This window comes from Candidatus Enterococcus avicola, from assembly GCF_047470845.1.
Taxonomy (GTDB): Bacteria; Bacillota; Bacilli; order Lactobacillales; family Enterococcaceae; genus Enterococcus_D; species Enterococcus_D casseliflavus.
Window position 1 is genome coordinate 300657 of sequence record NZ_JBLGTY010000001.1, and the last position, 12095, is coordinate 312751.

The 12095-nt window shown below is 41.4% G+C and carries 25 protein-coding genes; all 25 read left to right on the forward strand.

Annotated features, from left to right (window positions below):
- Positions 1 to 10 precede the first annotated feature (10 nt).
- The 25 genes from rplB (at position 11) to rplQ (ending at position 12092) form a co-directional block, all read left to right on the forward strand.
- Entirely contained in the window at positions 11 to 844 is an 834-nt protein-coding gene (gene rplB, locus ACI3E5_RS01410) for a 50S ribosomal protein L2 (RefSeq protein WP_005226912.1), read from the forward strand.
- 42 nt (positions 845 to 886) lie between these two features.
- Entirely contained in the window at positions 887 to 1165 is a 279-nt protein-coding gene (rpsS, locus tag ACI3E5_RS01415; RefSeq protein ID WP_005226914.1) for a 30S ribosomal protein S19, read from the forward strand.
- Between the two features lie 23 nt (positions 1166 to 1188).
- Entirely contained in the window at positions 1189 to 1536 is a 348-nt protein-coding gene (gene rplV / locus ACI3E5_RS01420; RefSeq protein WP_003127973.1) for a 50S ribosomal protein L22, read from the forward strand.
- A 13-nt stretch (positions 1537 to 1549) separates the two neighbouring features.
- Positions 1550 to 2206, forward strand: coding sequence for a 30S ribosomal protein S3 (gene rpsC, locus ACI3E5_RS01425; protein WP_005226916.1), 657 nt, complete (start codon positions 1550 to 1552; stop codon positions 2204 to 2206).
- A 2-nt stretch (positions 2207 to 2208) separates the two neighbouring features.
- The gene (gene rplP, locus ACI3E5_RS01430; RefSeq protein ID WP_005226918.1) at positions 2209 to 2643 is read left to right on the forward strand and encodes a 50S ribosomal protein L16; all 435 of its coding nucleotides are present in this window, start codon (positions 2209 to 2211) and stop codon (positions 2641 to 2643) included.
- The gene (gene rpmC, locus ACI3E5_RS01435) at positions 2633 to 2821 is read left to right on the forward strand and encodes a 50S ribosomal protein L29 (RefSeq protein WP_002288664.1); all 189 of its coding nucleotides are present in this window, start codon (positions 2633 to 2635) and stop codon (positions 2819 to 2821) included. Before rplP ends, rpmC begins: the two co-directional genes overlap by 11 nt.
- A 24-nt stretch (positions 2822 to 2845) precedes the next feature.
- The gene (gene rpsQ, locus ACI3E5_RS01440; RefSeq protein ID WP_003128005.1) at positions 2846 to 3112 is read left to right on the forward strand and encodes a 30S ribosomal protein S17; all 267 of its coding nucleotides are present in this window, start codon (positions 2846 to 2848) and stop codon (positions 3110 to 3112) included.
- A 60-nt stretch (positions 3113 to 3172) separates the two neighbouring features.
- Positions 3173 to 3541, forward strand: coding sequence for a 50S ribosomal protein L14 (gene rplN, locus ACI3E5_RS01445; protein ID WP_003128006.1), 369 nt, complete (start codon positions 3173 to 3175; stop codon positions 3539 to 3541).
- Between the two features lie 35 nt (positions 3542 to 3576).
- On the forward strand, positions 3577 to 3888 hold the full coding sequence (gene rplX, locus ACI3E5_RS01450) for a 50S ribosomal protein L24 (RefSeq protein WP_003128007.1): 312 nt from the start codon (positions 3577 to 3579) through the stop codon (positions 3886 to 3888).
- 27 nt (positions 3889 to 3915) lie between these two features.
- Positions 3916 to 4455 carry a 50S ribosomal protein L5 gene (gene rplE / locus ACI3E5_RS01455; protein ID WP_005227088.1) on the forward strand — a complete coding sequence of 180 codons (540 nt, stop codon included), beginning with the start codon at positions 3916 to 3918 and terminating at the stop codon, positions 4453 to 4455.
- An 18-nt stretch (positions 4456 to 4473) separates the two neighbouring features.
- Complete coding sequence (locus tag ACI3E5_RS01460) at positions 4474 to 4659, forward strand: type Z 30S ribosomal protein S14 (protein WP_003128010.1); 186 nt, start codon at positions 4474 to 4476, stop codon at positions 4657 to 4659.
- Between the two features lie 32 nt (positions 4660 to 4691).
- The gene (gene rpsH, locus ACI3E5_RS01465; protein WP_005227093.1) at positions 4692 to 5090 is read left to right on the forward strand and encodes a 30S ribosomal protein S8; all 399 of its coding nucleotides are present in this window, start codon (positions 4692 to 4694) and stop codon (positions 5088 to 5090) included.
- Positions 5091 to 5121: 31 nt separating this feature from the next.
- Entirely contained in the window at positions 5122 to 5658 is a 537-nt protein-coding gene (gene rplF / locus ACI3E5_RS01470) for a 50S ribosomal protein L6 (RefSeq protein WP_005227095.1), read from the forward strand.
- A 57-nt stretch (positions 5659 to 5715) separates the two neighbouring features.
- The gene (rplR, locus tag ACI3E5_RS01475) at positions 5716 to 6072 is read left to right on the forward strand and encodes a 50S ribosomal protein L18 (protein ID WP_081118833.1); all 357 of its coding nucleotides are present in this window, start codon (positions 5716 to 5718) and stop codon (positions 6070 to 6072) included.
- Between the two features lie 20 nt (positions 6073 to 6092).
- Positions 6093 to 6593, forward strand: coding sequence for a 30S ribosomal protein S5 (gene rpsE / locus ACI3E5_RS01480; RefSeq protein WP_003128014.1), 501 nt, complete (start codon positions 6093 to 6095; stop codon positions 6591 to 6593).
- A 13-nt stretch (positions 6594 to 6606) separates the two neighbouring features.
- Entirely contained in the window at positions 6607 to 6786 is a 180-nt protein-coding gene (gene rpmD, locus ACI3E5_RS01485) for a 50S ribosomal protein L30 (protein ID WP_003128015.1), read from the forward strand.
- A 40-nt stretch (positions 6787 to 6826) separates the two neighbouring features.
- Positions 6827 to 7267: a 50S ribosomal protein L15 gene (gene rplO / locus ACI3E5_RS01490; protein ID WP_003128016.1), complete on the forward strand. Its 441-nt coding sequence runs from the start codon at positions 6827 to 6829 to the stop codon at positions 7265 to 7267.
- Complete coding sequence (gene secY / locus ACI3E5_RS01495; protein WP_144771003.1) at positions 7267 to 8562, forward strand: preprotein translocase subunit SecY; 1296 nt, start codon at positions 7267 to 7269, stop codon at positions 8560 to 8562. Before rplO ends, secY begins: the two co-directional genes overlap by 1 nt.
- A 60-nt stretch (positions 8563 to 8622) precedes the next feature.
- Positions 8623 to 9267: an adenylate kinase gene (locus tag ACI3E5_RS01500; RefSeq protein ID WP_005227100.1), complete on the forward strand. Its 645-nt coding sequence runs from the start codon at positions 8623 to 8625 to the stop codon at positions 9265 to 9267.
- A gap of 188 nt (positions 9268 to 9455) precedes the next feature.
- Positions 9456 to 9674 (forward strand): translation initiation factor IF-1, encoded by a 219-nt coding sequence (gene infA, locus ACI3E5_RS01505; RefSeq protein ID WP_002288695.1) that lies wholly within the window; start codon positions 9456 to 9458, stop codon positions 9672 to 9674.
- Positions 9675 to 9706: 32 nt separating this feature from the next.
- Complete coding sequence (gene rpmJ, locus ACI3E5_RS01510; RefSeq protein ID WP_002288710.1) at positions 9707 to 9823, forward strand: 50S ribosomal protein L36; 117 nt, start codon at positions 9707 to 9709, stop codon at positions 9821 to 9823.
- A 17-nt stretch (positions 9824 to 9840) separates the two neighbouring features.
- Positions 9841 to 10206: a 30S ribosomal protein S13 gene (gene rpsM, locus ACI3E5_RS01515; RefSeq protein WP_005227102.1), complete on the forward strand. Its 366-nt coding sequence runs from the start codon at positions 9841 to 9843 to the stop codon at positions 10204 to 10206.
- 27 nt (positions 10207 to 10233) lie between these two features.
- Positions 10234 to 10623, forward strand: coding sequence for a 30S ribosomal protein S11 (gene rpsK / locus ACI3E5_RS01520; protein ID WP_005227104.1), 390 nt, complete (start codon positions 10234 to 10236; stop codon positions 10621 to 10623).
- Positions 10624 to 10702: 79 nt separating this feature from the next.
- The gene (locus ACI3E5_RS01525; protein ID WP_008376367.1) at positions 10703 to 11641 is read left to right on the forward strand and encodes a DNA-directed RNA polymerase subunit alpha; all 939 of its coding nucleotides are present in this window, start codon (positions 10703 to 10705) and stop codon (positions 11639 to 11641) included.
- A 70-nt stretch (positions 11642 to 11711) separates the two neighbouring features.
- Positions 11712 to 12092, forward strand: coding sequence for a 50S ribosomal protein L17 (gene rplQ, locus ACI3E5_RS01530; RefSeq protein WP_003128038.1), 381 nt, complete (start codon positions 11712 to 11714; stop codon positions 12090 to 12092).
- Positions 12093 to 12095 lie beyond the last annotated feature (3 nt).

The following is a 12095-nucleotide window of genomic DNA, read 5'->3' on the forward strand; positions in this document are numbered from 1 at the left end:
GGAAAAAGACGTGGCGATTAAAAAGTACAAACCTACCACGAACGGCCGTCGTAATATGACAAGTTCTGATTTCGCTGAAATCACAACTTCAACACCAGAAAAAACATTGTTAGCTCCTTTGAAAAACAATGCTGGTCGTAACAACAACGGACGTATCACGGTTCGTCATCAAGGTGGCGGTCACAAACGTCAATACCGTTTGATCGATTTCAAACGTAACAAAGACAACGTCGTTGCTACGGTTAAAACGATTGAATATGATCCAAACCGTTCTGCTAACATTGCGTTAGTACATTACGAGGATGGAGTAAAAGCATACATCTTAGCACCTAAAGGATTAGAAGTTGGCATGACTGTCGTTTCTGGTCCAGATGCAGATATTAAAGTAGGGAATGCATTACCACTAGAAAATATTCCAGTCGGTACTGTTATCCACAACATCGAAATGAAACCTGGTAAAGGTGGACAATTGATTCGTTCAGCTGGAACAAGTGCTCAAGTACTTGGTAAAGAAGGCAAATACGTATTGATCCGCTTGAACTCTGGTGAAGTACGGATGATCTTAGCATCATGTCGTGCAACAATCGGTTCTGTTGGTAATGAACAACACGAATTGATCAACATCGGTAAAGCCGGTCGTTCTCGTTGGATGCGCAAACGCCCAACTGTACGTGGTAGCGTAATGAACCCTAATGATCACCCACACGGTGGTGGTGAAGGTAAAGCACCAATCGGACGTAAAGCACCAGTTTCTCCTTGGGGACAACCTGCACTTGGTTACAAAACACGTAACAAAAAAGCAAAATCAGACAAACTTATCGTTCGTCGTCGTAAAACTAAGTAATATACTTGACCGTGTGTCGCACATTTTGAGAGGAGGTACACCATGGGTCGTAGTTTGAAAAAAGGACCTTTTGTCGATGACCATTTGATGAAAAAGGTCGAAGCACAAGAAGGCGCTGAAAAGAAAAAAGTGATCAAAACTTGGTCACGTCGTTCTACAATTTTCCCTAATTTTATCGGATTTACAATTGCTGTGTATGATGGACGGAAACATGTACCAGTTTACATCCAAGAAGACATGGTAGGACACAAATTAGGTGAATTTGCACCAACAAGAACTTATCGCGGACATGCTGCCGATGATAAGAAAACAAGACGCTAATTTTGAGGGGAGGATATCCAAAAATGGCAGAACAAATCACATCAGCGAAAGCAACTGCTAAAACAGTCCGCGTTTCTCCTCGTAAATCTCGTCTAGTTATTGACTTAATCAGAGGGAAAAGCGTTGCTGAAGCAATCGCGATCTTAAAGTTCACACCAAATAAAGCAGCTGGAATCATCGAGAAAGTCTTGATGTCAGCTATTGCCAATGCAGAAAATAATTTTGACTTAGATGTTGAAAACTTGATTGTTTCTGAAGCATTCGTAAACGAAGGACCAACGATGAAACGTTTCCGTCCACGTGCGAAAGGTTCAGCTTCACCGATCAACAAACGTACAAGTCATATTACTGTAGTCGTATCAGAAAAATAAGGAGGGACAATCAGTGGGTCAAAAAGTACATCCAATTGGAATGCGTGTAGGCATCATCCGTGACTGGGATGCTAAATGGTATGCTGAAAAAGAGTATGCTGAATTTCTACATGAAGATTTGAAAATCCGTAAATTTATCGCATCTAAACTTGCTGATGCCGCTGTGTCTACAGTTGAGATCGAGCGTGCAGCAAACCGCGTGAATATTTCAATCCACACAGCTAAACCAGGTATGGTTATCGGTAAAGGCGGATCTGAAGTCGAAAACCTAAGAAAAGAATTAAATAGCCTAACTGGCAAACGAGTTCACATCAACATCGTTGAAATCAAAAAACCAGATTTAGATGCTAAATTAGTAGGCGAAGGAATCGCACGTCAATTAGAAAACCGTGTTGCTTTCCGTCGTGCGCAAAAACAAGCGATCCAACGCACAATGCGTTCTGGCGCTAAAGGAATCAAAACACAAGTTTCTGGCCGTCTAAATGGTGCGGATATCGCGCGTTCAGAAGGTTACTCAGAAGGAACCGTTCCACTTCATACATTACGTGCGGACATTGATTACGCATGGGAAGAAGCAGATACAACATACGGAAAACTAGGAGTTAAAGTGTGGATTTATCGTGGAGAAGTTCTTCCAACTAAAAAGAACACTGAGAAAGGAGGGAAATAAACATGTTAGTACCTAAACGTGTAAAACACCGTCGTGAGTTCCGCGGAAAAATGCGTGGCGAAGCGAAAGGCGGAAAAGAAGTAGCATTCGGTGAATACGGCTTACAAGCTGTTGAATCACACTGGATCACAAACCGTCAAATCGAAGCTGCCCGTATCGCAATGACTCGTTATATGAAACGTGGCGGGAAAGTATGGATCAAAATTTTCCCTCACAAATCTTATACTGCCAAAGCTATCGGGGTACGTATGGGTTCTGGTAAAGGGGCTCCTGAAGGATGGGTATCACCAGTTAAACGTGGTAAAATCATGTTTGAAATTGCCGGTGTACCTGAAGAAGTTGCGCGCGAAGCGCTACGTCTTGCTTCTCACAAATTACCAGTGAAAACGAAGATCGTAAAACGTGAGGAAATGGGTGGTGAATCGAATGAAGGTTAAAGAAATCAGAGAATTAACCACTGCCGAAATGCTAGATCAAGAAAAACAATTGAAAGAAGAATTGTTCAATCTTAGATTCCAATTAGCAACAGGTCAATTAGAAAACACTGCACGTATCAAAGAAGTACGTAAATCGATTGCACGCATTAAAACAGTATTGCGTGAACAAGCTAAGTAATAGTGGAAGGAGGCCATTTAGCGTATGACTGAAGAAAGAAATCAACGCAAAGTTTACCAAGGTCGCGTGGTATCAGACAAAATGGATAAAACTATCACTGTTGTCGTTGAAACAAAGAAAAACCACCCTATCTACGGCAAACGTCTGAACTATTCTAAGAAATACAAAGCACACGATGAAAACAACGAAGCAAAAGTTGGCGATATCGTGAAAATTATGGAAACTCGTCCATTATCAGCTACGAAACGTTTCCGTCTAGTAGAGATTGTTGAAAAGGCAGTGATTATCTAATCACACGAGATTTTCCTATATAGATTGTGAATTGCAAAATCTGAAAGGAGGATACACATCGTGATCCAAGCAGAAAGCCGATTAAGAGTGGCGGACAACTCAGGTGCCCGTGAAATTCTAACGATCAAAGTCCTTGGCGGATCTGGTCGTAAAACTGCCAATATTGGTGACGTGATTGTTGCTACGGTTAAACAAGCAACGCCAGGTGGGGTTGTCAAAAAAGGTGACGTCGTTAAAGCCGTTATCGTTCGTACTAAATCAGGAGCTCGTCGTACAGACGGTTCATACATCAAATTCGATGAAAATGCTGCGGTTATTATCCGTGACGATAAGAGCCCTCGTGGAACTCGTATCTTTGGCCCAGTTGCCCGCGAATTGCGTGAAGGCAACTTTATGAAGATCGTTTCCCTAGCACCAGAAGTATTGTAATAGTGATTCTTATCTAAAGGAGGTGCGAAACAAACATGTTTGTTAAAAAAGGCGATAAAGTTAAAGTTATCACTGGTAAAGACAAAAACAAAGAAGGCGTTGTGCTAGCAGCGTTTCCTAAAAAAGACAAAGTCGTTGTTGAAGGTGTCAATGTTGTCAAAAAACACCAAAAACCTTCTCAAACTGCTCCTCAAGGCGGAATCGTTGAAATGGAAGCACCAATTCATGTTTCTAACGTGATGGTGGTTGATCCATCGAACGGTGAAGCTACGCGTGTCGGTTACAAAGAAGTTGACGGCAAAAAAGTCCGCGTTTCTAAGAAAACCGGAGAAGTTCTTGATAAATAATCTGATGAAGGAAGGAGGGGCTAACAGATGAACCGCCTTAAAGAAAAATATTCAAAAGAAGTTGTCCCATCATTAATGGACAAATTTAACTACAGCTCAATCATGGAAGCACCAAAAGTTGATAAAATCGTTATCAACATGGGTGTCGGTGACGCTGTTTCTAATGCTAAAAACTTAGACAAAGCTGTTGAAGAATTACAATTGATCTCAGGTCAAAAACCATTGATCACAAAAGCGAAAAAATCTATCGCAGGATTCCGTTTACGTGAAGGAATGCCAATCGGTGCGAAAGTAACACTACGCGGCGAAAGAATGTATGAATTCTTAGATAAACTAGTAAGTGTGTCATTGCCACGTGTCCGTGACTTCCACGGTGTGAGCAAAAAAGCGTTCGACGGACGCGGAAACTACACTTTAGGTATCAAAGAACAATTGATTTTCCCTGAAGTAGATTATGATTTGATCGACAAAGTACGTGGTATGGATATCGTGATTGTAACAACAGCAAACACAGATGAAGAATCTCGTGAATTGTTGACACAATTAGGCATGCCATTCCAAAAATAAAAAAAGGAGGCGAACTACGTGGCTAAAAAATCAATGATTGCTAAAAACAAACGCCCTGCTAAATTCTCAACGCAAGAATACACTCGTTGTGAACGTTGCGGACGTCCACATTCAGTTTATCGTAAATTTCATCTTTGCCGTATTTGCTTCCGCGAACTTGCCTATAAAGGACAAATTCCCGGCGTGAAGAAAGCTAGCTGGTAAACTATACTCGCATAAAGGAGGTAAATTATCCCATGGTCATGACAGATCCAATTGCAGATTTTCTAACGCGCGTGCGTAACGCAAACATGGTTAAACACGAAAGCCTAGAAGTACCTGCTTCAAAAATCAAACGTGATATCGCTGAAATCTTGAAACGTGAAGGTTTCGTTCGCGATGTTGAATACATTGAAGATGACAAACAAGGCGTGATCCGCGTATTTCTTAAATACGGTAAAAACGGTGAACGTGTTATCACAAACTTAAAACGTATCTCTAAACCAGGCTTGCGTGCTTATGTCAAAGCTGACGAAGTACCAAAAGTATTGAATGGTCTAGGAATCGCGATTATCTCAACTTCTGACGGTGTAATCACTGACAAAGAAGCTAGAGCAAAAAATGTTGGCGGCGAAGTAGTCGCTTATGTATGGTAATTTAAAATATTCCACAAGGAGGTGCCTCTAAGTGAGTCGTATCGGTAATAAGATCGTCGTTCTTCCTGCTGGTGTTGAAATCAAGCAAAACGGAAACGACATTACAGTTAAAGGACCTAAAGGTGAATTAACACGTACTTTCTCTTCTGATATCACAATGAATATCGAAGGAAACGAAGTAACATTCACTCGTCCAAATGATAGTAAAGAAATGAAAACTATCCACGGAACTACCCGTGCAAACTTCAACAACATGGTTGTTGGTGTTTCTGAAGGTTTCCAAAAAGCGTTAGAATTAATTGGGGTTGGGTACCGTGCTCAATTACAAGGGAAAAAACTTGTATTGAACGTTGGTTACTCTCATCCAGTTGAAATCGAAGCGCCAGCTGGAATCGAAATCGAAGTTCCTTCAAACACTTCTGTGATCGTTAAAGGATCAGATAAAGAAGTCGTTGGCGAATTGGCTGCCAATATCCGTGGCGTTCGTCCTCCAGAACCTTATAAAGGCAAAGGAATTCGTTATGTTGGCGAATTTGTACGCCGTAAAGAAGGTAAAACTGGTAAATAGTCGTAATTCTTTACGACTAGCAGCTTAGGCTAGCAAAATTAAAAGAGGTGACAAATTGTGATTACAAAACCAGATAAAAACAAGACACGTCAGAAAAGACATCGTCGTGTACGTAACAAAATCTCTGGTACTGCTGAGTGCCCACGCTTAAACGTGTTCCGTTCGAACAAAAACATCTACGCACAAGTAATTGATGACGTAGCGGGTGTGACGCTAGCAAGTGCCTCTGCCTTAGACAAAGAAGTTTCAGGTGCAACAAAAACTGAACAAGCACAAGCTGTCGGTAAATTAGTCGCAGAACGTGCAGCAGCAAAAGGTATTAAAGAAGTAGTCTTTGACCGTGGTGGATACCTTTACCATGGCCGTGTAGCAGCTTTAGCTGAAGCAGCTCGCGAAAATGGACTGGAATTTTAAGAGAAGGAGGAACACCATTCATGGTTTATATTGATCCAAAACATTTGGAATTAGAAGACCGCGTTGTTGCGATCAACCGTGTAACTAAAGTTGTTAAAGGTGGACGTCGTCTACGTTTTGCTGCATTAGTTGTTGTCGGTGACAAAAACGGACACGTAGGTTTCGGTACTGGTAAAGCACAAGAAGTACCAGAAGCAATCCGTAAAGCAATCGAAGACGCGAAGAAAAACTTGGTGGAAGTACCAATGGTTGGTTCTACAATCCCTCACGAAGTTATCGGTGTATTCGGCGGCGGACGCATCCTTATGAAACCTGCTGTAGAAGGTTCTGGGGTAGCTGCTGGTGGACCAGTTCGTGCCGTATTGGAATTAGCTGGGGTAGCTGATATCACATCTAAATCTTTAGGTTCTAACACACCAATCAACGTTGTTCGCGCAACAGTTGAAGGTTTAAAACAATTAAAACGCGCTGAAGAAGTGGCAGCACTTCGCGGCAAATCAGTAGAAGAATTAATCGGTTAAGGAGGACACTATAATGGCTGAATTGAAAATTACTTTAAAACGCAGTATTATCGGACGTCCCCAAAACCAACGTGATACTGTCAAAGCGTTAGGTCTTACAAAGTTGAATTCAACAGTTGTAAAACCTGCTAATGATGCAATCAAAGGCATGGTTAACACTGTTTCTCACTTAGTGGACGTTGAAGAGGTCTAAGGATCAGCAGATCTAGTTTGATTAAGGAGGTGCCAAACCTATGAAACTTCATGAATTAAAACCATCAGAAGGCTCACGCCAAGTACGTAACCGTGTCGGTCGAGGAACTTCATCTGGTAACGGTAAAACAGCTGGACGTGGACAAAAAGGTCAAAAAGCTCGTTCAGGCGGCGGAGTACGTCTAGGATTCGAAGGTGGACAAACACCATTGTTCCGTCGTTTACCAAAACGTGGCTTTACAAATGTGAACCGCAAAGAATATGCAGTCATCAATCTTGATGTCTTGAACCGCTTTGAAGACGGTGCTGAAGTAACACCTGTTGCTTTACACGAAGCTGGAATCGTCAAAGACGAAAAAGCTGGAATCAAAGTATTAGCTAACGGAGAATTAACGAAGAAATTGACTGTGAAAGCAGCTAAATTCTCAAAAGCAGCTGAAGAAGCAATCGTTGCTGCTGGTGGATCAATCGAGGTGATCTAATGATCAGACTATTGAAGGATGCCTTTAAGGTTAAGGATATTAGATCCAGAATATTGTTCACCGTCTTAATCTTGTTTGTCTTTCGTCTGGGAACACATATTACTGTGCCAGGCGTAGACGCAAGTCGCCTAAATACCATCGCGGATCTACCATTTTTAAACATGTTGAACTTGGTAAGTGGTGGCGCCATGCAACAATTTTCGATTTTCTCGATGGGGGTTTCCCCTTACATCACTGCCTCAATTGTCATTCAGTTGTTGCAGATGGATATCGTCCCTAAATTTGTTGAATGGTCGAAGCAAGGTGAAGTGGGTCGTAAGAAATTAAATCAGGCAACACGTTACTTGACGTTGGTATTGGGCTTTGTCCAATCCATGACATTAACGGCTGGATTTAACTATTACACTCAACTCGGGTTTGTAAACAATCCTAATATGGCAACCTATATCGTGATCGGTCTGATTTTAACAGCCGGAACGATGTTAGTCACTTGGTTAGGAGAGCAGATCACCGAGCGTGGTATCGGAAACGGTGTGTCAATGATCATCTTTGCAGGGATCATTTCACGCTTACCAGCAAGCATCAAAGAATTGATTGAAGATTACTTCATTAACGTGGAACAATCGGATATCTGGCTAAATGCTATCTTTATGGCGCTGCTTGTGATCGCTGTGTTGATCGTCATTACTTTAGTAACGTATGTTCAACAAGCAGAACGCAAGATTCCGATCCAATATACAAAACGGGTAGCAGGAGCGCCTACCAGCAGTTACCTTCCTTTGAAAGTAAATGCTGCCGGGGTTATCCCAGTTATCTTTGCCAGTTCTTTTATTACAACACCAAATGCGATCATTCAAGCATTAGGTAGTTCATATAGAGGAGAAACTTGGTACGAAGTGGTGCAAACGATCTTTAGTTACAACACTGTACCGGGTGCGATCATCTATACTGTCTTGATCGTTGCGTTTACTTTCTTCTACGCATTTGTTCAAGTGAACCCTGAGAAATTAGCGGAAAACTTGCAAAAACAAGGAAGTTACATTCCGAGTGTGCGTCCTGGTAAAGGAACCGAAGAATATGTATCGCGTTTGTTGATGCGATTAAGCACGGTTGGATCGATCTTTTTAGGATTGGTTGCTTTACTTCCAATCATCGCTCAGATGGCTTGGAATCTACCGCAATCGATCGGACTAGGTGGAACGAGTCTATTGATCATTATCGGTGTGGCACTTGATACTGCCAAGCAGTTAGAAGGGCTTATGCTGAAACGGAAATATACTGGTTTCATCAATTAAAGTTATTGAAGTGTTGAGGATTTCCTCAACACTATTCAAAAACTTACAGGAGGAATTAGAATGAACTTCATTTTAATGGGATTACCTGGTGCTGGAAAAGGTACTCAGGCAGAACGTATCGTTGCTGAATACGGTCTTCCTCATATTTCAACAGGCGATATGTTTCGGGCTGCGATGGCGAACGAAACAGAACTAGGCCTAAAAGCAAAATCATACATGGATCAAGGCGCATTAGTTCCTGATGAGGTTACAAATGGGATCGTTAAAGAACGTTTAGCTGAACCTGATACCGAGAAAGGTTTCTTATTAGATGGTTTTCCTCGTACATTGGATCAAGCAAAAGCGTTAGATGAGATGCTAGCTGACCTTAACAAAAAACTTGATGCCGTTATTGATATTCATGTTCCTGAAGAAGTTCTTGTAGAACGTTTAGCCGGCCGCTTCATGTGCCGCAATTGTGGGGCAACTTATCATAAATTGTTCAATCCTCCAAAAGAGGAAGGAACATGTGATCGATGTGGAAGTCATGACTTCTACCAGCGTGAAGATGATAAGCCTGAGACGGTCAAAAATCGTCTAGCTGTCAATATCAAAAGCAGTGAACCAATTTTGACTTATTACAAAGACAAAGGGTTATTGCAATCGATTGATGGGGATCGCGACATCGACGCTGTATTCGAAGATGTTCAAAAGATCATTGACTAATCATAGATTGCCCGAGTCCAACTTGCAGCTTAAAACTTTCTCTTGAAATCTTTGACAGGATATGATAGAATATGTCAGTCCGACTTCTACTTTTTATTAAGTAGGAGCATAGTTTGAGAATATCAGGTGGGAACCGAGTTTCCGCCATTTTATCGTGTGAAAATCACAAGTACAAGGAGGTACTGTGCGTGGCAAAAGAAGATATGATTGAAGTCGAAGGTACAGTCGTCGAAACTTTGCCGAATGCAATGTTTAAAGTAGAATTGGAAAACGGACACCAAGTTCTAGCGACCGTTTCTGGTAAGATCCGGATGCACTACATTCGTATTTTACCTGGAGACAAAGTGACGGTGGAATTATCCCCGTATGATCTGAACCGTGGCCGCATTACTTATCGCTTTAAATAATTGTACTCCGTAAAACCACAGGAGGTATTATCATGAAAGTAAGACCATCAGTAAAACCAATGTGCGAACATTGTAAAGTAATTCGTCGTAAAGGACGCGTTATGGTGATTTGCCCAGCAAATCCAAAACATAAACAACGTCAAGGATAATCGGAGGTGTAACAAATATGGCTCGTATTGCAGGAGTAGATATTCCTCGTGATAAACGTGTGGTCGTTTCACTTACTTATATCTATGGTATTGGTAACACGACTGCAAAACAAATTTTAGCTGACGCTGGCGTGTCTGAAGAAGTTCGCGTTCGTGATTTAACGAATGAACAAACAGATGCTATCCGTGCAGAAGTTGATAAATTAAAAGTTGAAGGTGACCTTCGTCGTGAAGTGAACTTAAACATCAAACGATTGATGGAAATCGGTTCTTACCGTGGGATCCGTCATCGCCGTGGATTGCCAGTTCGTGGACAAAACACGAAAAACAATGCACGTACTCGTAAAGGCCCGTCTAAAACAGTCGCAGGCAAGAAAAAATAATTCCTAAGTGAAGGAGGTTAAAACTTCATGGCAGCAAAAAAAGTGAGTCGTAAACGCCGTGTGAAAAAGAATATTGAAGCGGGTATTGCACATATTCACTCAACATTCAATAATACAATCGTAATGATCACTGATACTCATGGTAATGCATTAGCATGGTCATCAGCTGGTTCATTAGGTTTCAAAGGAAGCAAAAAATCTACTCCTTTTGCCGCTCAAATGGCAGCAGAAACAGCTACCAAAGCAGCAATGGAACACGGATTAAGAACTGTTGAAGTAACAGTTAAAGGACCTGGTTCTGGACGTGAAGCAGCAATTCGTTCATTACAAGCAGCAGGTTTGGAAGTGAGTGCGATCCGTGACGTGACTCCAGTCCCTCATAATGGATGCCGCCCTCCAAAACGCCGTCGTGTTTAATGAGTGCTGCTCATTTTGAGTGTAACAAAAACGTCATTGAACAAGACACTTTTCGTTTTGAAAGGGGTAATAGATAAGAATGATTGAATTCGAAAAACCAAGAATCGCAAAGATTGATGAAGACAAAGATTATGGCAAGTTCATCGTGGAACCTCTTGAAAGAGGCTACGGAACTACACTAGGAAATTCCCTACGTCGTATTTTATTATCTTCTTTACCTGGTGCGGCAATCACCAATATTCAAATCGATGGAGTTTTACACGAATTCTCAACTGTTAAGGGTGTTCGGGAAGACGTTGCTCAAATCATCTTGAATATTAAAGGTCTTGCATTGAAAATGTACGGGGATGAAGAAAAGACCCTTGAAATTGATATTTCAGGACCTGCTACAGTAACTGCTGGCGATATCATCGTTGATAGTGATGTAGAAATCCTTAACAAAGATATGTATATCTGTACCGTTTCTGAAGGTGCTACGTTCCATGCTCGCTTAACAGTGAAACCTGGCCGCGGCTACGTTCAAGCGGACGAAAACAAAAAAGAAGACATGCCGATCGGCGTTCTTCCAGTCGATTCAATCTATACACCAGTACGTCGTGTCAACTACCAAGTAGAAAACACACGTGTCGGTCGTCGGGATGATTTCGACAAATTAACGATGGAAATATGGACTGATGGCTCAATCGAACCATTGGAAGCAATGAGTTTGTCTGCGAAGATCATGACTGAACATTTAGACATCTTTGTTAACCTAACGGATGAAGCGAAAAACGCTGAAATCATGGTTGAAAAAGAAGAAACACAAAAAGAAAAAATGTTGGAAATGACGATCGAAGAATTAGACTTATCTGTTCGTTCATACAACTGTCTAAAACGTGCAGGAATCAATACTGTACAAGAATTGACAAACAAATCTGAACCAGAAATGATCAAAGTAAGAAACTTAGGCCGTAAATCTCTTGAAGAGGTCAAAGTGAAATTACATGATTTAGGTTTAGGACTACGTAAAGACGATTAAACCGTTTTCGATTACGTTAGTTCGGTTCGTCTGACCGATACAACATTCGAAAGTGAAGGAGGGAAACCACGTGAGTTATCGTAAACTAGGACGCACATCTAGCCAACGTAAAGCGATGTTGCGTGATTTGACAACTGATTTATTCATTAACGAACGTATCGTTACGACTGAAGCTCGTGCGAAAGAAGTTCGTTCAACTGCAGAAAAAATGATCACTTTAGGTAAACGTGGTGATTTGCATGCACGTCGTCAAGCAGCAGCATTCGTTCGTAATGAAGTTGCAAGTGTACGTGAAGAAAACGAAGAAGTAGTTATTGAATCAGCATTACAAAAATTATTCAATGATATCGCTCCTCGTTACACAGATCGCCAAGGTGGATATACTCGTATCTTGAAAACAGAACCAAGACGCGGAGATGCTGCACCAATGGTTATCCTAGAACTTGTTTAAAAT